Origin of the sequence: Micromonospora sp. WMMD730, from assembly GCF_049178955.1 — a bacterium.
Classification (GTDB): Bacteria; Actinomycetota; Actinomycetes; order Mycobacteriales; family Micromonosporaceae; genus Micromonospora; species Micromonospora wenchangensis.
In genome coordinates, this window is the sequence record NZ_JBMHML010000002.1 from 3,202,476 (window position 1) to 3,223,474 (window position 20,999).

Annotated in this window: 21 protein-coding genes; 6 read left to right on the forward strand and 15 right to left on the reverse strand. The window is 73.0% G+C overall.

Going from position 1 to position 20,999, the window contains the following annotated elements:
* Positions 1 to 18 precede the first annotated feature (18 nt).
* The gene (locus tag ACN265_RS14090) at positions 19 to 1,167 is read left to right on the forward strand and encodes a hypothetical protein (RefSeq protein WP_421407941.1); all 1,149 of its coding nucleotides are present in this window, start codon (positions 19 to 21) and stop codon (positions 1,165 to 1,167) included.
* Here the strand turns inward: ACN265_RS14090 and ACN265_RS14095 are convergent.
* Positions 1,152 to 3,236 carry a molybdopterin-containing oxidoreductase family protein gene (locus ACN265_RS14095; protein WP_421407943.1) on the reverse strand — a complete coding sequence of 695 codons (2,085 nt, stop codon included), beginning with the start codon at positions 3,234 to 3,236 and terminating at the stop codon, positions 1,152 to 1,154. The genes ACN265_RS14090 and ACN265_RS14095 overlap by 16 nt on opposite strands.
* Positions 3,237 to 3,477: 241 nt before the next feature.
* Here ACN265_RS14095 and ACN265_RS14100 point away from each other — a divergent pair, with 241 nt between their 5' ends.
* On the forward strand, positions 3,478 to 3,819 hold the full coding sequence (locus tag ACN265_RS14100; protein WP_007070998.1) for an RNA polymerase-binding protein RbpA: 342 nt from the start codon (positions 3,478 to 3,480) through the stop codon (positions 3,817 to 3,819).
* A gap of 58 nt (positions 3,820 to 3,877) precedes the next feature.
* On the opposite strand, the gene ACN265_RS14105 is transcribed toward ACN265_RS14100, so the two are convergent.
* The 9 genes from ACN265_RS14105 to ACN265_RS14145 all read right to left on the reverse strand — a co-directional run bounded on the left by ACN265_RS14105 (position 3,878) and on the right by ACN265_RS14145 (position 14,149).
* Positions 3,878 to 4,405 carry an FxsA family protein gene (locus ACN265_RS14105; protein WP_421407945.1) on the reverse strand — a complete coding sequence of 176 codons (528 nt, stop codon included), beginning with the start codon at positions 4,403 to 4,405 and terminating at the stop codon, positions 3,878 to 3,880.
* A 96-nt stretch (positions 4,406 to 4,501) separates the two neighbouring features.
* On the reverse strand, positions 4,502 to 5,275 hold the full coding sequence (locus tag ACN265_RS14110; protein ID WP_421407947.1) for a polyprenol monophosphomannose synthase: 774 nt from the start codon (positions 5,273 to 5,275) through the stop codon (positions 4,502 to 4,504).
* Positions 5,276 to 5,298: 23 nt separating this feature from the next.
* Positions 5,299 to 6,894 (reverse strand): apolipoprotein N-acyltransferase, encoded by a 1,596-nt coding sequence (gene lnt, locus ACN265_RS14115; RefSeq protein WP_421411489.1) that lies wholly within the window; start codon positions 6,892 to 6,894, stop codon positions 5,299 to 5,301.
* A gap of 526 nt (positions 6,895 to 7,420) precedes the next feature.
* Positions 7,421 to 8,767 carry a glutamate mutase L gene (locus tag ACN265_RS14120; RefSeq protein WP_421407948.1) on the reverse strand — a complete coding sequence of 449 codons (1,347 nt, stop codon included), beginning with the start codon at positions 8,765 to 8,767 and terminating at the stop codon, positions 7,421 to 7,423.
* Positions 8,764 to 9,156, reverse strand: coding sequence for a hotdog domain-containing protein (locus ACN265_RS14125; RefSeq protein WP_088647080.1), 393 nt, complete (start codon positions 9,154 to 9,156; stop codon positions 8,764 to 8,766). The genes ACN265_RS14120 and ACN265_RS14125 overlap by 4 nt, the downstream gene beginning before the upstream one ends.
* The gene (locus ACN265_RS14130; RefSeq protein ID WP_363653125.1) at positions 9,153 to 9,905 is read right to left on the reverse strand and encodes an OAM dimerization domain-containing protein; all 753 of its coding nucleotides are present in this window, start codon (positions 9,903 to 9,905) and stop codon (positions 9,153 to 9,155) included. Before ACN265_RS14130 ends, ACN265_RS14125 begins: the two co-directional genes overlap by 4 nt.
* Complete coding sequence (locus ACN265_RS14135) at positions 9,902 to 11,464, reverse strand: lysine 5,6-aminomutase subunit alpha (RefSeq protein ID WP_421407950.1); 1,563 nt, start codon at positions 11,462 to 11,464, stop codon at positions 9,902 to 9,904. Before ACN265_RS14135 ends, ACN265_RS14130 begins: the two co-directional genes overlap by 4 nt.
* A gap of 64 nt (positions 11,465 to 11,528) precedes the next feature.
* A complete protein-coding gene (locus ACN265_RS14140) occupies positions 11,529 to 13,094 on the reverse strand; it encodes an amidohydrolase (protein ID WP_421407953.1) in 1,566 nt (521 codons plus the stop codon).
* A 5-nt stretch (positions 13,095 to 13,099) separates the two neighbouring features.
* Positions 13,100 to 14,149: a zinc-binding alcohol dehydrogenase gene (locus tag ACN265_RS14145; RefSeq protein WP_421411491.1), complete on the reverse strand. Its 1,050-nt coding sequence runs from the start codon at positions 14,147 to 14,149 to the stop codon at positions 13,100 to 13,102.
* A gap of 179 nt (positions 14,150 to 14,328) precedes the next feature.
* Here ACN265_RS14145 and ACN265_RS14150 point away from each other — a divergent pair, with 179 nt between their 5' ends.
* Positions 14,329 to 15,735 (forward strand): KamA family radical SAM protein, encoded by a 1,407-nt coding sequence (locus ACN265_RS14150; protein ID WP_204924230.1) that lies wholly within the window; start codon positions 14,329 to 14,331, stop codon positions 15,733 to 15,735.
* A 55-nt stretch (positions 15,736 to 15,790) separates the two neighbouring features.
* Here ACN265_RS14150 and ACN265_RS14155 read toward each other — a convergent pair whose 3' ends face one another.
* Positions 15,791 to 16,126 carry a YnfA family protein gene (locus tag ACN265_RS14155; RefSeq protein ID WP_420115255.1) on the reverse strand — a complete coding sequence of 112 codons (336 nt, stop codon included), beginning with the start codon at positions 16,124 to 16,126 and terminating at the stop codon, positions 15,791 to 15,793.
* A gap of 64 nt (positions 16,127 to 16,190) precedes the next feature.
* Entirely contained in the window at positions 16,191 to 16,382 is a 192-nt protein-coding gene (locus ACN265_RS14160) for a CsbD family protein (protein WP_204924232.1), read from the reverse strand.
* A gap of 191 nt (positions 16,383 to 16,573) precedes the next feature.
* Between ACN265_RS14160 and ACN265_RS14165 the strand changes: the two genes are divergently transcribed.
* Positions 16,574 to 17,140 carry a histidine phosphatase family protein gene (locus ACN265_RS14165; RefSeq protein WP_421407955.1) on the forward strand — a complete coding sequence of 189 codons (567 nt, stop codon included), beginning with the start codon at positions 16,574 to 16,576 and terminating at the stop codon, positions 17,138 to 17,140.
* A gap of 14 nt (positions 17,141 to 17,154) precedes the next feature.
* Here the strand turns inward: ACN265_RS14165 and ACN265_RS14170 are convergent, their stop codons facing one another.
* The 3 genes from ACN265_RS14170 to ACN265_RS14180 are packed head-to-tail and all read right to left on the reverse strand — an operon-like array spanning position 17,155 to position 19,073.
* Positions 17,155 to 17,646 carry an Lrp/AsnC family transcriptional regulator gene (locus ACN265_RS14170; RefSeq protein WP_421407956.1) on the reverse strand — a complete coding sequence of 164 codons (492 nt, stop codon included), beginning with the start codon at positions 17,644 to 17,646 and terminating at the stop codon, positions 17,155 to 17,157.
* A gap of 59 nt (positions 17,647 to 17,705) precedes the next feature.
* Positions 17,706 to 17,921: a DUF433 domain-containing protein gene (locus ACN265_RS14175; protein ID WP_088647100.1), complete on the reverse strand. Its 216-nt coding sequence runs from the start codon at positions 17,919 to 17,921 to the stop codon at positions 17,706 to 17,708.
* A gap of 9 nt (positions 17,922 to 17,930) precedes the next feature.
* Entirely contained in the window at positions 17,931 to 19,073 is a 1,143-nt protein-coding gene (locus ACN265_RS14180; RefSeq protein ID WP_421407958.1) for an acyl-CoA dehydrogenase family protein, read from the reverse strand.
* A gap of 188 nt (positions 19,074 to 19,261) precedes the next feature.
* On the opposite strand from ACN265_RS14180, the gene ACN265_RS14185 reads away from it, so the two are divergent.
* Positions 19,262 to 20,389, forward strand: coding sequence for a glycoside hydrolase family 5 protein (locus ACN265_RS14185; RefSeq protein WP_421407960.1), 1,128 nt, complete (start codon positions 19,262 to 19,264; stop codon positions 20,387 to 20,389).
* Positions 20,390 to 20,424: 35 nt separating this feature from the next.
* The gene (locus ACN265_RS14190; RefSeq protein WP_421407962.1) at positions 20,425 to 20,985 is read left to right on the forward strand and encodes a histidine phosphatase family protein; all 561 of its coding nucleotides are present in this window, start codon (positions 20,425 to 20,427) and stop codon (positions 20,983 to 20,985) included.
* The last annotated feature ends 14 nt before the right edge of the window (positions 20,986 to 20,999 follow it).

The window sequence follows — 20,999 nt, forward strand, 5'->3', positions numbered from 1 at the left end:
CTCTAGACTTCCCCGTCGATGGACCCGCAGCCCACCACCCCCGCCGACCTGCGTCCCTGCGCGCACTGTGGACGTGACGTGCCGCAACGTGCCGGTGCGGGACGCCCGTTCCGGTACTGCCGGGACAACGACGGCGCCTGCCAGCGGGCGTCGCGCAACTCGCGGATGCGCCACCGCAACGCCCCCGGACTGCCCGGTCAGGTGGCCCGCACCTGGGAGGTCGTCGACCGGCTCGACCAGGTGGTGCAGACCCTCACCGAGGCGTTGCACGCCGAGTTGTCCCCGGCGGGGGTGCAGCGGCAGCTCGCCCAGGCCCGCGCCGACGCCGCCACCGAGATCGCCGCCGCGCACACCGCCCGCGACGAGGCCCGCGAGGCCGCCGAGACGGCCGCCGCCGACACCGCCCGCGCCCGGCAGGAGACCCGCGCCGCGCTCGCCTCAGCCGACGCGGCGCAGCAGCGCGCCGAGCAGGCCGACACCCGCGCCGCCGCCGCCCGGGAACAGGCCGAACAGGCGCTCACCGCCGCCGACACGGCCCGCCGGGACGCCGCCGCCGCCCAGGCGCTGCGGGTGCAGGCCGAACGGGACCGCGACGCCGCCCGCCACGAGCTGCGGACCCTGCGCGCCGAACGGGACACCGCCCGGCAGCTCGCCGCCGACCTGACCGTCGACCGGGACGCCGCCCGCGCCGACGCCGCCCGGCACGCCACCGACGCGCAGCGGGCCGTCGCCGACGCCACCGCCGCCCGGGAGGAGACCCGGCAGGCGCACGCCGCCGCCACGGCGGCCCGCGCCGACGCCACCGCCGCCGCCGACCAGGCCCGGCAGGCCGAGGCCGAGGCGCAGGTGGCCCGCCGCGACGCCGACGCCGCGCGCGCCGACGCCACCGCCGCCCGGGAGGAGACCGCCGCGCGGACCGCCCGCGCCGGGGAGGAACTGGCCGCCACGCTGGCCCGGGTGGACGCCCTGACCGCCGAGCTGACCGAGGCCCGCGCCGAGCTGCAACGGGCGCAGCGGGCGTCGGCCGCCGACCGGGCCCGACTGGTCGAACTGGACCGGGCGCTGGCTGACCGGGACGCCGCCCAACGCCGTGCCGGTCAACTCGCCGACCAGGTCAGCGACCTGGCCACCGCGTTGGCGCGGATCAGCGCTCAGTCGCCGGGCTGATCGGGCCGGATCGCGCGGGCCGGGGCGGCCTGCACCTCGACCCGGGTGTCGTGGAACGTCGGCCCACCACCCAGGTCGGTGTCGCGGACCCCGGTGACCGCGTTGACGGTGCTGCCGCCGGGACTCAACCGCGCCCAGTACGCCTTGTAGGTGAACGCCAACCCCGGGCGGGTGGCGTCGTCCACGGCGACGGTGGCCAGGAACTCCCCCCGGTCGTTGTGCACCCGCGCCGGATCGCCGTCGGTCAGGCCCCGGACGGCGGCGTCGACGGGATGCAGGTGGATGCGGGGCGGACCGGTGCGGCTGCGGTGCCACGGCAGCGACGCGAACGTCGAGTTGAGGAAGAACCGGCCGGCCGGGGAGATCAACGCCAGCGGGAACCGACGGGCCAGCACGGCGTCACCCACCTCCACCGGCGGCGTGTACCCGACGAGCGGGTCGACGCCCTGCCCGGTCAGCCGCGGATCGTGGAACCGGGCCCGCCCGTCGTGGCTGGGAAACCCACCCTCGGCGTACGGGGCGGAACCGACGGCCACACCGGTGGCCCGCACGTACGTCCGCCGGGTCAACTCGTCGTAGTCGACGCCGGTGCCGTCGAGCAGCTGCCGTGCCAGGTCCTCGTCGCTGTCCCGCAGCCGGGGATGGTCCAACCCGAGCGCGGCGGCGATCCGCCGGAAGATCTCCGTGTTGGGCAGCGCCTGCCCCGGCGGGTCGAGCACCGGCCGGTTCAGGGTGGCGTAGTGGTGGCCGTAGGAGGTGTGCAGGTCGAGGTGTTCCGGCTGCATGGTGGCCGGCAGCACCACGTCGGCGAAGTCGCAGGTGTCGGTCCAGCGTTGCTCCAGCACCACCGTGAACAGGTCGGCGCGGGTCAGGCCGCGCCGCAGCCGGTTCTGGTCGGGAACGGTCGCGACCGGGTTGGTGTCGAAGACCACCAGCGCGGTGACCGGCGGGTCGGCCTCGTCGGTGAGCGCGGCGGCGAGCCGACTCATGTTGATCGACCGGGCCGGCGGGGCGGGCATCCCGGCGGGCCGGGCGACCCGGTCGGCGTCGATGCGGTGGTGCCCGCTGGTGGTGGCCAACGCCCCACCGCCGGGATACCGGAAGTCCCCGGTGAGCAGGGGGATCGCCGCGATGGCCCGGACCGCCTGCCCGGCCCCGGCGTGCCGTTGCAGCCCCAACCCGATCCGGATGGCGGTGGGGCGGGTGGTGGCGATCCGCTCACCGAGGTCCCGCACCACGTCGACGTCGAGACCACACTCGGCGGCGGCCCGCTCCACCGGCCACTCGTCCAGGCGTGCCTGCAACCGGTCCCAGCCGACGGTGTGCGCGGCCACCCACGGCCGGTCGACCGCGCCGAGATCCCGGATGTGCCGCATCAACCCCAGGGCGAGCGCGGCGTCGGTGCCGGGCAGCGGCGCGACGTGCGCGTCGCTGCGGGCGGCGGTGTCGGTGCGCAGCGGGTCGATGGTGACGACGTGGGCGCCGCGCTGCTGGGCCTGCCGCACGAACGGCCAGTGGTGCAGGTTGGTGGAGAGCAGGTTCGCCCCCCACAGGACGACCAGTTTCGCCTCCACCACCGACTCCGGTTCGAAACCGACGGACCCGCCGTAGACCGACGAGAGGGCGGCCCGGGACGCGGCCGTGCAGATGGTGGTCCGCAGCCGCGACGCCCCCAGGTGCGCGAACAGCCGCGGACCCATCGACCAGCCCTGCACCAGGCCCATCGTGCCGGCGAAGTAGTAGGGCAGGACCGACTCCGGGCCGTGCACGTCGATGCTGGCGCGCAGCCCGTCGGCGACCCGGCGGACCGCCTCGTCCCAGCTCGCCGGCCGGTACGACACCGGCCCGACACCCTTCGGGCCGACCCGCACCAGCGGGGTGGTCAGCCGGTCGGGCCCGGTGACCGCGTCGAGGTAACGGTTCACCTTGCCGCACAACACGCCCCGGGTGAACGGATGCTCCTGGTCGCCGCGCAGCGCCACCGGTCGCCCGTCGGTGACGGTGAGCTGCCAGACGCAGGTGTCGGGACAGTCCAGGGGGCACGCGCCGGGATGCACGGTGGTGGCCATGCCGCGGATGCTATCGTCACCGGCCGCCCCGCAACGGCCCGTCACCGCTGCCACCGCGGCGCGCGGCGGCTACCATCGCGGTGCACACACCGATGTCGACCCGGCCGGGGCGAACCCGCCGGGTCGGTGTGGTGGCCGGCTACCCTTGCGGGGGTCGTCCCACCCGTCGGGGCGGGAATGCCCCGGCGGTGACCGGCCGTTACACCGGAAGACCAGCACCACGAGCGAGGGGAAGTCGAACATGGGCGAGCGCATGCTGCGCGGTAGCCGGCTGGGCGCGGTCAGCTACGAATCCGACCGCAACACCGAGCTCGCGCCGCGCCAGACCCGCGAGTACCTCTGCGCCAAGGGCCACCAGTTCGAGGTGCCGTTCGCCGTCGACGCCGAGGTCCCCACCACCTGGGAATGCAAGTTCGACGGCAGCGTCGCCCGGCTCGTCGACGGCACCGAACCGGAACAGAAGAAGGCCAAGCCGCCGCGTACCCACTGGGACATGCTCCTGGAGCGGCGGTCCATCGCCGAGCTGGAGGACATCCTGGCCGAACGGCTCCAGGAGGTCCGCACCCGCCGCGGCCGCGCCTGACCCGCACACACGACGACGCCCCCGGGAGGTCCCGGGGGCGTCGTCGTGTGTGCGGTGTTCAGGGCCGGCGGGGCTCCACGATCTCCCCCTCGATGGCCCGACCCTCGTCGACCACCTGCGGGGCCACCACGTCCTCCCCGGCCGGCGGCGCGGCCGGTTCCCCCTGCCGCACCCGCACCGTACGCGGACCGAACAGGTCACCGGCGACCATCGACGACACCCGCCGCTCGGTGGCCCGCTGCACCCCCGCACGCGCCAACCGGCGCACCGGCGGCACCAGCAGCAACACCCCCACCAGCCCGCTGATCAGGCCGGGGATCGCCAGCAGCAACGCACCGGCCAACCCGACCAGCCCGTCGGTCACCTGCCGGCCCGGCGGCTGCCGGGACTCCACCGACGTGCGGAACCCCCGCCAGGCGCGCATCCCCTCCCGCCGCAGCAACACCAGCCCCAGCAGGGACGCGGCGAACACCAGCAGCACCGCCGCACCGAACCCGACGGCCCGGCCCACCCCGATGAACACGGCCAACTCCGCCACCACCGCCAGCAGCAGGACCAGTGGCACGAACCTCAGGTATCGGCGCATCTCACCTCATCCGCGTCGCGCGGCACCCGCTCACCGCCACCGGCCGGACAATGCCCGCGGGGCGACAGGCCCGCCCCTCCAGCATGCCACGCCCCCTCACGGCCACCGGTCGTGACCGCGACGCCACCGCGCCGGCCGCCGGTCCCGCAACCCCCAGGTGGTGATCCGCCACAACGCCTCGGCCACGATCAGCGGGCTCATCTTGCTCGCCCCCCGCTCCCGCTCCACGAACGTGATCGGCACCTCCACGATCCGCACCCCCGCCCGGTGCGCCAACCGCGACAACTCCACCTGGAACGAGTACCCCTGCGAACACACCGACTCCAGCCGCATCGCCCGCAACGCCGACAACCGGTACACCCGGAACCCGCCTGTCGCATCCGACACCGGCATCCCCAACGCCATCCGCGCGTACAGGTTCCCGCACCGCGACAGCAGCAGCCGCCGCCACGGCCAGTTCACCACCCGCGCCCCACCCACCCACCGCGACCCGATCACCACGTCGGCGTCGCGGGCCGCCGCCAACAACGCCGGCAGGTCCTCCGGGGCGTGCGACCCGTCGGCGTCCATCTCCACCACCGCGTCGTAGCCGTGCTGCCGCGCCCACCCGAACCCGGCCAGGTACGCCGCCCCCAACCCCTGCTTACCGGGCCGGTGCAGCACGTGCACCTGAGCGTCGGTGGCGGCCATCGCCTCCGCGAGCGTCCCCGTACCGTCGGGGCTGTTGTCGTCGGCGACCAGCACGTCCACCGCCGGCGCGGCCCGACGGACCCGGGCCACCACGTCGGCGACGTTGTCTGCCTCGTTGTAGGTGGGGACCACCACCAGCACCCGGCCCACCCCCGGCTGTCCCCCGGCTGCCTCGCCCACGCCTGTCCCCCGTTCCTGCCGGCTCACCCGGCGGCGGTGACCTCCCGGCGACGCCGCAACGCCCCCGCGACGACCAGGGCCGCGACCGCCAGCCCGGCCAACGCCACCTCCGGCCACCATCCGGCCCGGGTGGCCGGGGTACGCCCCTCGGCGAGCGTCACGTCCCGCACCACCACCGCCCGGGTGTTGAACCCGGTGGCGTCGCTTACCCGCCCGTCCGGGGCGACGAACCCGGACACCCCCACCGTCGAGGCCATCAACGCCGCACGACCGTGCTCCACCGCCCGCAACCGCACCATCGCCAACTGCTGCCGGGCCTCCGCCACGTCGAACGTGGCGTTGTTCGTCTGCACCACCAGCAACTGCGCCCCACCGTCGACGGTGTCCCGCACCAGCCCGTCGTAGGCCACCTCGAAACAGATCACGTCCCCGAGCACCACCGCACCCGCGTCGACCACCCCCGGCGACGCCCCCGGCACGAAATCGGCCCGCACCCGGTCCACCTGCTTGGACACCGCACGCGCCAACGACCGCATCGGCACGTACTCCGCGAACGGCACCGGATGCCGCTTCGTGTACACCTGACCCAGATCCGGGCCACCGCCCGGCCGCCACAGGATGCCCGCGTTACGGACCTCACCGTCACCCGGGCCGGCGAGCACCGCACCGACCAGGATCGGTGCGCCGATCGCATCGGCGGCCTGCGAGATCCGGGCCCCGGCCGCGGCGTTACGCAACGGGTCGATGTCCGAGGAGTTCTCCGGCCACACCACCAGGTCGGGACGCCGCTCGGCACCCGAACCGACGCGCTCCGCCAGCGTCAACGTCGCGTCGACGTGGTTGTTCAGCACCGCCTGCCGCTGGGCGTTGAAGTCCAGACCCAACCGGGGCACGTTGCCCTGCACGATCGCCACCCGCACCGTACGGCCACCCGCGTCGGCCCCCGACGGCACCAGCCACCCCACCGCCACCAGCGCCACCACACCCGCCACCACAGGGGCCACCGGCTGCCACCGCACCACCGGCCACCGCCGCCACACCGCCACCAGCAGCAACCCGCCGACCACCGCGACCACCGCGGTGACCAGCGGCGCACCCCCCAACCACGCCCACCCCAGCAGCGGCGACGAATCCTGACTGAACGCCAGCCGCCCCCACGGGAAACCCCCGAACGGGGTACGGTCCCGCAGCGCCTCCTGCCCCACCCACAACACCCCGGTCACCGGCGGCCACGCCCACCGCCACCGGTCCACCACCGGCGACACCCACGCCGTCGCCGCCCCCAGCACCGCCAGATAGCCGGCCTGCAACAACGACAGCAGCACCCACGGCAGCAGCCCGGTGTGCAGGTTCGTCCACGCCAGCAGCGGCGCGAACAACGCCACCCCGGTCAGGAAACCCAACCCGGCGCCCGCACGCAGCCGCCGCCGGTGCGTCGCCGCCGCCAACCCGGCCACCCCGACCGCCGCGAACGGCCACCAGCCGTACGGCGGGAACGCCACCAACAACGCCAGCCCGGCGGCCACCGCCACCGGCACCGCCACCCGCAACGGCAACGGCGACCGCACCGGCCGCACCACGGTCGGGGTACGCGTCTCATCCCGGTCGAGCGTCGTCACCGGCACCTCACCACGATCACGGGCCGAAGGCTACCCGCCCCGCGCCGGTACTCCCGAGACCACCGAGCCCGAACCGACCGAGGTCACCCCGGCCCCACCGCCCTGATGCGGGAACCGGTCGGGGTGGGGCGGACACGAAATCGGGGCGCGGCCTAAGCCGCGCCCCGATGCTCCCAGGCCCTTCCCGGCCGGTGGGGCGAGAACGAGCGACGCCGACCTTCGGACCGACCCGACGGTGGACTGGCTGCCCCCGCCTGGCCGTTGTCTACTGGCCGTGCCCCTCACCCTGCCCGTACACCGGTAACCGCGGCCGGTTCGCGCCGCCCCGCCGACCCCCGCCCGCTGGACCTGGCCGCCGCGACGCGATACACCAACAATGTCGCTCGGCCAGCGGACGAAGGGACGAAGCGAACAACAGCCGCTTCCCGTAGTAGGACTCAAAGACGGTACGGCCTACACCCCCGCCGCTGTCAACCCACCCACGGCCAGTCGCCCCCACCGACACGGCGTGTCGCGTCGGCGGGTCTCAATCCCCACCCAGATGCCGCCGCAGCAACGCCCCCGCCGCCGCCGGATGCTCCGCGGCGAGCAACCCACCGGCGGCCAGCACGTAATCCACGTCCACCACCGGCCGCGCCGCCCGCGGCAACGGCCACCCCCCGGCATGATCGGTCAACACCTGCGTCAACACGCCCACCGCCGCCCCGGCGTCAGCGTGACGCAACACACCCCCGGAACCCACCAGCAACCGCACGTCCCGCAGATCCCGCCCCGCCCGCTCACCCGTCGCCGCACCCCGGGCATGCCGCCGCAACGCCACCGTCGCCGCCAACGCCGCGATCCGCCCCTCCACCACCCGGTCCCGGCCGTCGACCGGCAGGAACCCCGGATCGGCCGCCCGCGCCGCCGCCGCCACCCCCAACGTCTCCTGCTCCGCCACATCGAGCAGCCGCTCCTCCACCGCCGCCCGCACCACCCCCGGCGCGCTCCACCGCATCCCCAGGTCACCCTCCACCGTGCGGGCCCGCCACAGCGACCCCGCCACCTCCCGACCCGGCCCGTCGGCCCGCTCGTCCGGCGTCAACACCGAATACACGTCGGTCGTCGCCCCACCCACGTCCACCACCACCAGGTCACCACCCACCACGTCGGCGAGGACCTCCACCCCCGTCAACACCGCATCCGGGGTCGCCGCCCGCACCAACCGGCCGAACCGGGCCCCCCGCGACAACCGCTTCCCCCCGATCACGTGCCGCAGGAACACCTCCCGGATCGCCGCCCGCGCCGACGCCGGCGCCAACACCCCGATCCGGGGCAACACGTTGTCCGCCACCGTCACCGGCACCCCCGCCGCCGCCAACACCCCCCGCAGCGCGTCCCGCACCTCCACGTTGCCCGCCAGCACCACCGGCACCCGCCACCGGGCCCGCGCCAACCGGGTCGCGTTGTGCGTCACCGTGTCGACGTCCCCGCCGTCGGTGCCACCCACCAGCAACACCACGTCCGGGCGGGCCGCCCGCACCGCCGCCAGCTCCGCCGACCCCAACCGGCCCGCCGCCACGTGCACCACGTTCGCGCCCGCCGACAGCCCCACCCGTCGACCCGCCTGCGCGGTCACCAACGGCTCGTAACCCACCACCGCCAGCCGCAACCCGCCACCCGCCGACGAACACACGTACCACGGCAGCACCCCGGCCGGCCCCGCGCCGGCCCCGTCGGCCGCCGCGCCCACCGCCGCGTCCAACCCGTGCAGCACATCCGTGCCGACCGACGTGGGCGCCGACGCCGCCCCCACCAGCCGGCCCGCGTCCAGATCCACCACCGCCGCCTTCGTCCAGGTCGACCCGACGTCGGCGCAGACCGCCAGCCTCACGCCGCCGCCGGAACGACCACGGTGCCCGTCGCCGTCACCGCCACCACCGGCTCCGCCAACACCTCCGCCGCCGACCCACCCCGCTCCGGCCGACCCCGGCACACCACCCGCGCCACGAAGTCGATCCCCCGGCTGCGGGTACCCACCCGCACCACCGTCGCCGTCACCTCCACCACGTCACCCGCCCGCACCGACGACACGAACTGCACATCCGAGTACGACGCGAACAACCCCTCGTCACCATCGGTACGGATACACACCTCCGTCGCCACGTCCCCGAACAACCCCAACACGTACGCCCCGTCCACCAGGTTCCCCGCATAGTGGGCATGCGCGTACGGCACGTACCGCCGGTGCGTCACCGTCAACCCCAACCGTGCGTCACTCATCCCCGCGCCTCCCTGTCCGTCACCAACGCATGCACCAGGTACGACGCCACCTCACCCGGCGTGGTACCCCGACCGAAGATCCGGTCCACACCCAGCTCCGCGGTCATCGTCTCGTCGAACCGCGGCCCACCCACGATCAGCAACGGCCGCTTCCCCGCCGGCATCGCCTCCCGGAACGCCGCCGACATCTCCCGCGTGTTGTGCAGATGCGCATCCCGCTGCGTCACCACCTGCGACACCAGCACCGCATCCGCCCGCTCCCGCCGCGCCGCCTCCACCAACTCCGGCACACTCACCTGCGCACCCAGATTGGTGACCTTCAACTCCCGGTAGTACTCCAGGCCCTTCTCCCCGGCGATACCCTTCACGTTGAGGATCGCGTCGATGCCCACCGTGTGCGCATCCGTGCCGATACACGCCCCCACCACCGACAGCTTGCGACGCAACCGCCGCTTCACCACCGCGTTGACCTCCTTGGCCGACAGCAGCGGATAATCCCGCTCCACCACCTGCACCGCCGACAGGTCCACCAGATGGTTCACCCGCCCATACACCACGAAGAACGTGAACCCGTCACTCATCGGCTTCGCGTGCACCAGCATCGCCGGATCGATGCCCATCTTGTTCGCCAACTGCACCGCCGCACCCTCGGCCCGCTTGTCGTGCGACACCGGCAACGTGAACGACACCTGCACCATGCCGTCACCCGTGGTGTCCCCGTACGGCCGAACGACCGTCTTCTCACTCATGATGGTTGCTGCTCCAGGATCTCCGTGGCCGGGTTGTAGTAGTCCACCTCGTGCCGCGCCACCCCCGACAGGCCCTTGCCCCGGTCCGCCGGCCGCTTCATGATCCCGAACGTGCCCTCGGCGATCGCCGTCAACAACGACTGGTCCCCGATCCGCTCCAGCAGATCCACCGCCTCACCCAACACCCGGTGCGCCCGCTGCTGGATGAACCCACCCGGCGCCGGCACGAAATCCTCGTGCAACCCACCCGCCGCACCCAACACGTACCGCACGTTCTGCAGGGCGATGTCCCGGTCCGACAACCACGGCGTCACCACCGCCTCGGTCATCATCCCCACCAGCAGGATCCCCTGCCCCGTCATCGTCCCCACCAGATTGAAGAACCCGTCCAACAGATTCCCCCGGAACACGTCCCCCGTCATGTGCTTCGTCGGCGGCATCCACTTCAACGGCGCATCCGGGAACAACTCCCGCGCCAACAACGCATGCGCCAACTCCAGCCGGAACGACTCCGGCACCTCCGGATTGATCTCGAACGCGTGCCCCAGGCCCAACTGGGCGTCGGCCAACCCCGCCTCGTGCGCGAAGAACTCGTTGAGCAACTGCGACACCGTCACCGTGTGCGCCTCATCCACCGCATCCGCCGTGGTCAGGTAATTGTCCTCACCGGTGTTGATGATGATCCCCGCCCGCGCGTGCACCTGCCGCGAAAACCGCTGATCCACGAACGTCCGAATCGGATTGATGTCCCGGAACAGAATCCCGTACATCGAATCGTTGAGCATCATGTCCAGCCGCTCCAGGCCGGCCAACGTCGCCATCTCCGGCATGCACAACCCCGACGCGTAGTTCGTCAGCCGCACATACCGGCCCAACTCCCTCGACGTCTCGTCCAACGCCGCCCGCATCAACCGGAAATTCTCCTGCGTCGCGTACGTACCCGCGAAACCCTCCCGGGTCGCCCCCTCCGGCACATAGTCCAACAACGACTGCCCCGTCGACCGGATCACCGCGATCACGTCCGCACCCGCCCGCGCCGCCGCCTGCGCCTGCGGAATGTCCTCGTAGATATCCCCCGTCGCCACGATCAGATAGATCCACGGCCGCTGCTTCGGATCCCCGTACCGCTTCACGAGGCGATCCCGCTCGGCCCGCCGCCTGTCGATCCGCCGCACACCCGCAGCGACCGCCCTGCGGGCCGCCCGACGCGCCACCGTCGCCGCCCTGCCAGCGGGCAGCGCGAACCGCACCGAACCCGCCGCCGCCTTCTGCGCCAGCAACGTCACGTCGTCCAACTGCTCCCGCACCAGCGCGTCGAACACCGGCACCGCCACCCCGTGCCCCAGACCCACGTCCGCGACCACCGCATCCACCAGCCGGTTCACCCACGGAATACCGTCCGGGTCCGCACCCGCCACCCCCGCCAGGCGCAGCACCGCCCGCTCCACCGACACCGTGGTGTGGGTACGCGCCAACTCCACCACCGGCTGCCCGGCCCGACGCGCCAACTCCCGCGCCCGCGCCACCAGCACCGGATCCAGGTCGAGCTTCCCGCTCACCACGTCAACCCGCCGCACCCGACGACGGCGCGGACCCGCGCCGGCACCTCAATGGTCCGCTCGCTCACGACACGCCTTCCTCATAGATGACCTCACCACGCAGCACCGTCGCCCGACACACCGGCAACGGCGTCGGATCCTCCGGCCCCCGCAACTCCGGATCGGCGGACTGCACCACCGGCAACCCCCGCTCCACCCCCGCCGGGGCCTCCCACACCGCGAACGTCGCCGGCGCCCCCTTGGCGATCACACCCTCGTTGTCCAGACGCACCGCCCGCCACCCACCCCGGGTGTGCGCCGCGAACGCCGCCCGCACACTCATCCGCTGCGCCGCACTGTGATGCGCCGCCGCCGCCCGCACCGCCCCCCACGGATCCAGCGGCGTCACCGGCGAATCCGACCCGAACGCCAACGCCACCCCCACCCCGTGCATCGCCCCCATCGGATTCGACTCCAACGACCGCACCAACCCCAACCGCGACTCGTACATCCGACCCGCACCACCCCACAACCGGTCGAACGCCGGCTGCATCGACGCCACGATCCCGAACTCCACGAACCCGGCGATCAACGCCTTGCTCATGATCTCCGCATGCTCCACCCGGTGCCGCGCCGCCCGCACCCGATCCGTCCCCAACACCGCAGCCGCCCCCGCGAACCCCGCCAACACCGTCCCGATCGCCGCGTCACCGATCGCATGGAACCCGCCCTGCACCCCGTGCGCCGCACAGTCCACCAGATGATCACGCACCTGATCCGCGCTCAGATACCCGTGCCCACACCCCTCACCATCGCGGTACGGCCCCGACAGATGCGCCGTCCGCGACCCCAACGCCCCGTCCGCGAACAGGTCACCACCCGCACCCACCGCCCCCAACTCCCGCGCCCGCGCCGCCCCCGACAACTCACCCCAGTACCCGTACACCTCCGGCAACCCCGCACCCGACAAACCCAACAGACCCGTGAAATCCTCCTCGTCGGAGATCTCCGGACCACCACACTCGTGCACCGCCGCGATCCCCAACGACGCCGCCCGCGCCAACGCCACCCGCTGCGCCGCCACCCGCTGCCCCCGCGTCACCCCGGCCCGCGCCACCGCCCGCACCACATGGTGCGCGTCCCGCCGCAACCACCCCGACGCGTCGAAACCCGGCAGACCCGCCACCTGCGGACACGCCGCCAGCAACGCCTGCGACACCAACGCCGAATGGATCGACGCCTGCGACAGATACACCCGCCGGCCACCCGCCGCCCGATCCAACCGCGCCGCGTCCGGCAACGCCGCATCCACCCAACCCGACTCGTCCCAACCGTGCCCCAACACCACCGCGTCCGGCGCCAGACCCGCCGCGAACACCGCCACCGCATCCAGCAACTCCGCCGCCGACCGCACCGACGACAGATCCAGACCCGACAACACCAACCCGGTGTCCGTCGCGTGCACGTGCGCGTCCACGAACGCCGGCGTCACCAGCGCCCCACCCAGCTCCACCACCCGGTCGGCGACCGGCGCGTCAGCGTCCGCACCCAACCAGGCGATCCGCCCGTCCCGCACCAACAGCGCCGTCGCGCTCGGCTCCGCCGGACAGTGCAGCACTCCACCGCGGTACAACGTCGAGGGGTTCGTCATGGCACTCAGTCTGCCGCCAACCGGGACGCGAAGAGACCACGTACCCCCGGCTCCGACCGCACCAACCCCAACGCCAACTCCGCGTGACCCGGCACGTAACCGTTGCCCACCAGCATCGTCACGTCCGCCGCCAACCCCTCCGCACCCAGAGCCGCCGCCGCGAAACTCGTCGCCATCGAGAAGAAGATCACCGTGCCGCCGTCCGCCGTGGCCAACACCGCGCCGTGCTCACACCCCGGCACGTCCACGCACACCACCGTCACGTCCGCCGGCCCACCCAACGCCGTCGTCACCGCCGACGACACCCCCACCGGATCCCGGGCGTCAGCCAACGCCACCACCGACGCCAGACCGGCCGCCACCAGCGCGTCCCGCTCCGCCGCCACCGGCACCACCCCGACCGTACGACCAGCACCCGCCCGCCGCGCCGCCGCCAACGACAACGACCCGCTCTTACCCGCCCCACCGATCACCGCCACCGTCACCGGCGACCCGTCACCCGCCCGCTCCCGCCGCGCCACCTGCTCGGCGACCACCCGGGCCGTCAACGCCGGCGCCCCACACACGTCCAGCACCGCCAACGCCAACTCCGGATGCAGATCCGCCGGCAACACCGCCGCGATCGACCGCGCGAACAGGATCGCGTACCCGTCACACGGCACCTGCTCGCTGCGCCCGTCCCACCGGGCCAACCCGTCGAGGATCGCAAGCGGGGTCAGCGTCAACGACACCAACGTCGCCACCCGGTCACCCACCGCCAACCCCAACGGCGACCGCCGGCCGGCCTCCTCCACGGTGCCGATCAGCATCCCACCCGACCCGGTCACCGGATTCTGCATCTTGCCCCGCACCGACACGATCTCCAGCACCTCGGCACGGACCTTCGCCCCGTCGCCGTCGTGCTTCTGCGCCAACTGCCGGAAACTCGCCGCGTCCAGATTCAGCCGCTCCACCCGGATGCGCACCTCGTTGGGGGCGATCCGCGGGTCGGCGTCCAACCGCCAGGCCGCCTGCGGCAGCACCCCCGCCGGTTCCACGACACGGTGCAGACCCACCGGTGACGTCACGCCGACCTCCCCTCTCCACCGCCCGAAGCCCCGACCAGGACTCGCATCGCGGGAAAACTTACGGCAGACTAATTTCTTCGCCGGATATTTTCCAGTAGCCTTCGGATCTACCGATCATCGCACCAGCTTGCCGGTCACCCCGGCCGCACGCACCACGAGGAGGGGCCGTGACCCAGACCCAACCGATGGCGACCATCCCCGGCCCCCGCCCCGCCCCGGTCGCCGTACCGACCGCCGGGCAGCCCTACGAATACCGCCGCACCCCCCTGGTCGAACCCGACTGGACCCGCTTCCCCGGCTGGCGGGACGTCACCCGCGAACAGTGGGAGAACGCCCAGTGGCAACGCGTCAACTGCGTCAAGAACATCAAGCAGCTCCGCGCCGTCCTCGGCGACACCGTCGACGAGAGCTTCTACACCGACCTCGCCGCCGACCAGCAGGCCCTGGCCACCATGTCGATGCTGGTGCCACCCCAAATGATCAACACGATGGTGCCGTTCGCCCCGATGACCACCGAGGCGTTCCGCGCCGACCCGATCCGCCGCTACATGATCCCCGTCGCCGCCGACCGGCGCACCGACTGGCCGTCGCACCCCTACGCCAGCCGCGACTCCCTGCACGAACACGACATGTGGGTCGCCGAGGGCCTCACCCACCGCTACCCCACCAAGGTCCTCGCCGAACTGCTCTCCACCTGCCCCCAGTACTGCGGCCACTGCACCCGGATGGACCTCGTCGGCAACTCCACCCCCGCCGTCGACAAGCTCAAGCTCACCCTCAAGCCCGTCGACCGCTACGACGCCCACATCACCTACCTCAAGGCCCACCCCGGCGTCCGTGACGTGGTCGTCTCCGGCGGTGACGTGGCCAACGTCCCCTGGCGCAACCTGGAGTCGTACCTGATGCGGCTGCTCGAACTGGAGACCGTCCGCGACATCCGGCTCGCCACCAAGGCCCTGATGGGCCTGCCCCAGCACTGGCTGCAGAACGACGTCGTCGAGGGCCTGGAACGGGTCGCCCGCACCGCCGCCCGACGCGGCGTCAACCTGGCCATCCACACCCACGTCAACCACGCCCAGTCGATCACCCCGCTGGTCGCGAAGGCCGCCCAGACCGCCCTCGACGTCGGCGTCCGCGACGTGCGCAACCAGGGCGTGCTCATGCGCGGCGTCAACGCCACCGCCCCCGACCTGCTCGACCTGTGCTTCGCCCTGCAGGGTGAGGCCGGCATCCTGCCGTACTACTTCTACATGTGCGACATGATCCCCAACGCCGAGCACTGGCGGGTCCCCGTCTGGCACGCCCAGCAGCTCCAGCACGACATCATGGGCTACCTGCCCGGCTACGCCACCCCCCGGATCGTCTGCGACGTGCCCTTCGTCGGCAAGCGCTGGGTGCACATGCTCACCGAGTACGACCGGGAACGCGGCATCTCCTACTGGACCAAGAACTACCGCACCTCCATCGAGTCGGCCGACCTGGAAGCGCTCAACAAGCGCTACGCCTACTACGACCCGATCGACACCCTCCCCGAGGCCGGCCAGCAGTGGTGGGCCGCCCACCGCGACGACTGAACCCGCACCACCCCGTCGCCCCCGTGACCCGGACCGGTCACGGGGGCGACGGGCGTCACGCCCCGCGCGGGGCGTACATGATCACGGCGACGCCGAGCAGACAGATCGCCGCGCCCGCCAGGTCCCACCGGTCCGGCCGGAAGCCGTCGACCAGCACCCCCCACGCCAGCGATCCCGCCACGAACACCCCGCCGTACGCGGCCAGGATGCGGCCGAAGTTCGCCTCCGGCTGGAACGTCGCCACGAACCCGTAGACGCCCAACGCGATCACCCCGGCGGCGATCCACCACAGGCCCCGGTGCTCCCGCCAGCCCTGCCAGATCAGCCACGCCCCACCGATCTCGGCGAGCGCGGCCAGGACGAACAACACCAGCGAACGGGCGACCAGCATGCCCGCACGCTAACCCGGGTGGCCCCCGCACCGTGCCCAGGGGCCACCCGACCGGCGTGGACCGTCAACGCATGGCGTCCCGGACGTCCCGACCGGCGTCCTTGACGTGCTCGCCGGCCTGCCGGGTCCGCGCCTCGCTCTGCTCGGTGGCGCCCTCGGCCCGCATCCGCTCGTTGTCGGTCATGTCGCCGAGCCGCTCCTTCGCGGCGCCGGTCAGCTCCTGGGCCTTGTTCTTCGCCTTGTCGGTGAAGCTCATGTCGCCTCCTGTCGCTGCGGCGGTCACGGGGCCGCTGCCCCGTACCGGTGGCGTCCCCGATCCGACCGACCCGAAACAAAACCGCGCCGTAGGCGCTGGTCGGAAGGGGTGCGCCTTGGCGCACCATCTGTAAGGCATCCTAGGACAATAGGTGGCCGGCTGGGACCGGCGGATGCTGGTTGACTGGGCGGATGAGCGAGATCATCCTGATCCGGCACGGCGAGACGACGTGGAGCGCCAGCCGACGGCACACCTCGTACACCGACCTGGAGCTGACCCCCGACGGCGAGCGGCAGGCCCGCGCCCTGGCCGGGGTGCTGGCCGGGCAGCGCTTCGCCACCGTGCTCGCCAGCCCCCGGCGACGCGCGCTGCGCACCGCGCAGCTCGCCGGCCTCACCGTCGACGCCACCGACGACGACCTCACCGAATGGCACTACGGCCGGTACGAGGGCCGAACCACCGCCGACATCCACACCGAACGCCCCGACTGGGACCTCTGGACCGACGGCTGCCCCGACGGGGAGACCCCCGACCAGGTCGGAACCCGGGTCGACCGGCTGCTCGCCCGGCTCACGCCGCTGCTGGCCCAGGGCGACGTCGGGCTGGTCGGGCACGCCCACCTGCTCCGGGTCGTCGGCGCCCGGTGGATCGGCCTGCCCGCCGCCGGCGGCGGCAAACTACGCCTGGACACCGCCACCGTCAGCGTGCTCGGCCACGAACACGGCCGCCCGGTGATCCTGCGCTGGAACGGCCGCTGAGCACCGGGCGGCAGCTACGCCGGGGCCTCCGCGCCGCTGCGGGCACGGCTCCGCAGCTCCCCCACGGCCACCTTCGGCGGACGCCCCTCGTACGGGGTGGACAGCACCACCGTCGTGCGGGTGGTCACGTTCGCCGCGGTGCGGATCTCCTGGAGCACCCGTTCCAGGTCGGCCGGCCCGGCCACCCGCACCAGGAGCAGGTAGAAATCCTCCCCCGCCACCGAGTAGCAGGAGTCGATCTCGGGCAGGTGGGCCAGCCGCTCCGGCGCGTCGTCCGGCTGCGACGGGTCGAACGGCCGGATCGCCACGAACGCGGTCATCGGCAGGTCCAACGCCTCGAACGACACCCGGGCGGTGTACCCGTTGATCACGCCGCGCTGTTCCAGCCGGCGGACCCGCTGGTGCACGGCCGAGACCGACAGGCCGACCCTCTCCGCCAGATCCGTGTACGACAGGCGGCCGTCGGCGGTCAGCGCGGCGATGATGGCACGGTCGATCTCCTCCACCCGTGCAACCTACCCGGTGGAGCGCTCCCCTGGCGACGACGTCCCGCCCGATGTGACGCTCAGCGGGCCGCCCGGTCGCGCACCGCGTCCGCCGCGAAGTTGAGCACCTCGGCCAGATCCTCCTCGTCGAGGAAGGGCAGATCGGTGAGGATGTCCGTCACCGACATCCCCTCCGCCATCATCGCCAGCAGGGTCGCCACCGGGACACGGGACTGCCGCACGCACGGCGCGCCGCCCATCACCTCGGGGTCGATGGTGATCCGGGGAAACGTCACCGGCACAGGTTAGTCCCTCGCCAGCGCCCGGGAGATCACCAGCCGCTGGATCTGGTTGGTGCCCTCGACGATCTGGAGCACCTTCGCCTCCCGCATGTACCGCTCGACCGGGTGGTCGGCCACGTAGCCGGCCCCGCCGAGCACCTGCACCGCGTCGGTGGTCACCCGCATCGCCACGTCGGTGGCGAACAGCTTCGCCTTGGCCGCCTCGATCGAGTACGGCCGGCCGGCGTCGCGCAGCCGGGCCGCCGCCAGGGTCAGCGCCCGCGCGGCGGAGATCTGGGTGGCCGCGTCGGCCAGCAGGAAACCCACCCCCTGGAAGTCGACGATGGCCCGGCCGAACTGCTGCCGTTCCCGGGCGTAGCCGACGGCGTAGTCCAACGCCGCCTGGGCCAGGCCGACCGCGCAGGCGGCGATGCCCAGCCGCCCCGAGTCCAGCGCGGACATCGCGATGGTGAAGCCCGCGCCCTCCCCGCCGATCAGCCGCTCGGCCGGCACCCGGGCGTCGTCGAAGGCGATCTGCGCCACCGGCGACGAACGCAGCCCCATCGTCCGCTCGGCCGCCTGCGGGGCGATGCCCGGCGTGCCCCGGTCGGCCAGCAGGCAGGAGATGCCCTTCGGGCCCGGTCCGCCCGTCCGGCAGAACACGTTGTAGAAGTCCGCCACCTGGGCGTGCGTGATCCACGCCTTGACCCCGGTGACCCGGTAGTCGTCGCCGTCGCGGACCGCCCGGGTGGTCAACCCGGCGGCGTCCGACCCCCCCTGCGGCTCCGACAGGCAGTACGCCCCGAGCAGTTCCCCACCCACCAGCTCCGGCAGCAGCTTGCGCTGGGCGTCGGTGCCGAACGCGGCAAGCGGGTAGCAGGACAGGGTGTGCACGCTGACCGCCTCGGCGACCGCGAGCCACCGGCCGGCGAGGATCTCCAGCACCTGCAGGTAGACCTCGTACGGCTGGGCCGCACCGCCGTGCTCCTCGGCGTACGGCAGGCCCAGCAGGCCGGCCCGGCCCAGGGTGCGCAGCACGTCGCGGGGAAACTCGGCGCGCTCCTCGAAACCGGCGGCCCGGGGCGCGAGTTCCCGGTCGGCCAGTTCGGTGGCGAGGTCGAGCAGGTCGTGGGCCTCGTCGGTGGGGAGGATGCGGTCGACAGTCATAGCGCGATGAGCTCCAGAGGTGGGTGAGCCGCCGCCCGTCGTCCGCCGGGCGCCACCCCGCAAGCTTAACGGTCGTTCGGGTCGGGGCCCAGTCCGGCGTCGGCTGGCACCCCGGGTGAACCGTCCCCGCCGCGGCTACGTACCACCGGACGCCTTCCCCGGTCCCGACGAGCCCGACCGGAGTTCCCATGCACCGACGCGCAGCACTGACCTCGACGGCGGTGGCCCTCGCCGCGCTCGTCGCCGGCTGGGCGGCCCTGACCGTCCCCACCGCGAACGCCGAGACCGACACCGCACCACCGGCCGCCACGAGCCCGGCCGACCCCGCGACGCCCGCCCCGCCACCGGCCACCGCCGACGCCCCGGTCCCCACCGGGGCACCGGCCGCCGCGCCCGTCGGGTCCCCGGTGGACCGGCACGGCCGGCTACGGGTGTGCGGGGTGCACCTGTGCGACGCGGCCGGCGAGCCGGTCCAGTTGCGCGGGATGAGCAGCCACGGCCTGCAGTTCTTCCCGAACTGCCTCAACACCGACTCGCTGGCCGCGCTGCGCACCGACTGGCGGGCCGACTTCGTCCGGGTGGCGATGTACGTCCAGGAGGGAGGATTCGAGACCGACCCGGCCGGCTTCACCCGCCGGGTCGACGAGGCGGTGGAGACCGCCAGCGCCCTCGGCCTCTACGTGGTGGTCGACTTCCACGTCCTGACCCCCGGCGACCCGCTGGTCAACCTGGACCGGGCCCGGTCGTTCTTCGCCGAGGTCGCCGCCCGGCACGCCGCACGGACCAACGTGCTCTGGGAGATCGCCAACGAACCCAACGGGGTCGCCTGGGCCACCATCAAGAGCTACGCCGAGCAGGTCATCCCGGTGATCCGCGCCGCCGACCCGGACAGCGTGGTGCTGGTCGGCACCCGGGGCTTCTCCTCCCTCGGCGTCTCCGAGGGTGCCGACGAGACCGAGGTGACCGACGACCCCGTCGAGGCCGAGAACATCATGTACACGTTCCACTTCTATGCCGCCTCCCACCGGGACCTGCAACGCGACACGGTGGCCCGGGCCGCCCGGAGCCTGCCGCTGTTCGTCAGCGAGTTCGGCACCCAGACCTTCACCGGCGACGGCCCCAACGACCTGGCCAGCGCCACCACCTGGCTGGACCTGCTGCAACGCCTGAAGATCAGCTACTCGATGTGGAGCTACTCCGACGGCCCGGAGAGCAACTCGGTGTTCCGGCGGGGCACCTGCGCCGGCACCGACTTCACCGGCACCGCCGTGCTGACCGAGTCGGGAGCGTTCATCCGCTCCCGGATCCTGGGCTGAGCCGCCGGGACGCCCACCGTCGATACCATCACCCCATGCAGACGGAGGTCGTCTTCGAAACGCACTCCTGGAGCGAGGACAACGAGCGGGGCGTCGCCACCGGCTGGCTGCCCGGCCGGCTGTCGGCCCGGGGCCGGGAACTCGCCGCTGAACTCGGGCGACGCCGACGCACCGACGGCATCTCGGCGGTGTTCACCTCCGACCTGCGGCGGGCGGTGGAAACCGCCGAGATCGCCCTCTCGGGAACCACCGTCCCGGTGCTGCACGACTGGCGGCTACGGGAGTGCGACTACGGGGAGCGGAACGGCAGTCCGGCGCGCGAACTGCACGAACAGCGCAGCCGCTACCTCGACCGTCCCTACCCCGGCGGGGAGAGCTGGCGACAGGCCGTCCGACGGGTCGGACGCTTTCTCGACGACCTTCCCACGCGGTGGGCGGGGCGGCGGATCCTGGTGATCGGACACGTCGCCACCCGATGGGGGCTCGACCACCGGATCGACGGGGTAAGGCTGGAGGACCTGGTGGACGCCGACTTCGCCTGGCGGGAAGGCTGGGAGTACCGGCTGACGGACCCGCCAGGGCCGTCGTCCTCCTGACCGACCGACGCCGG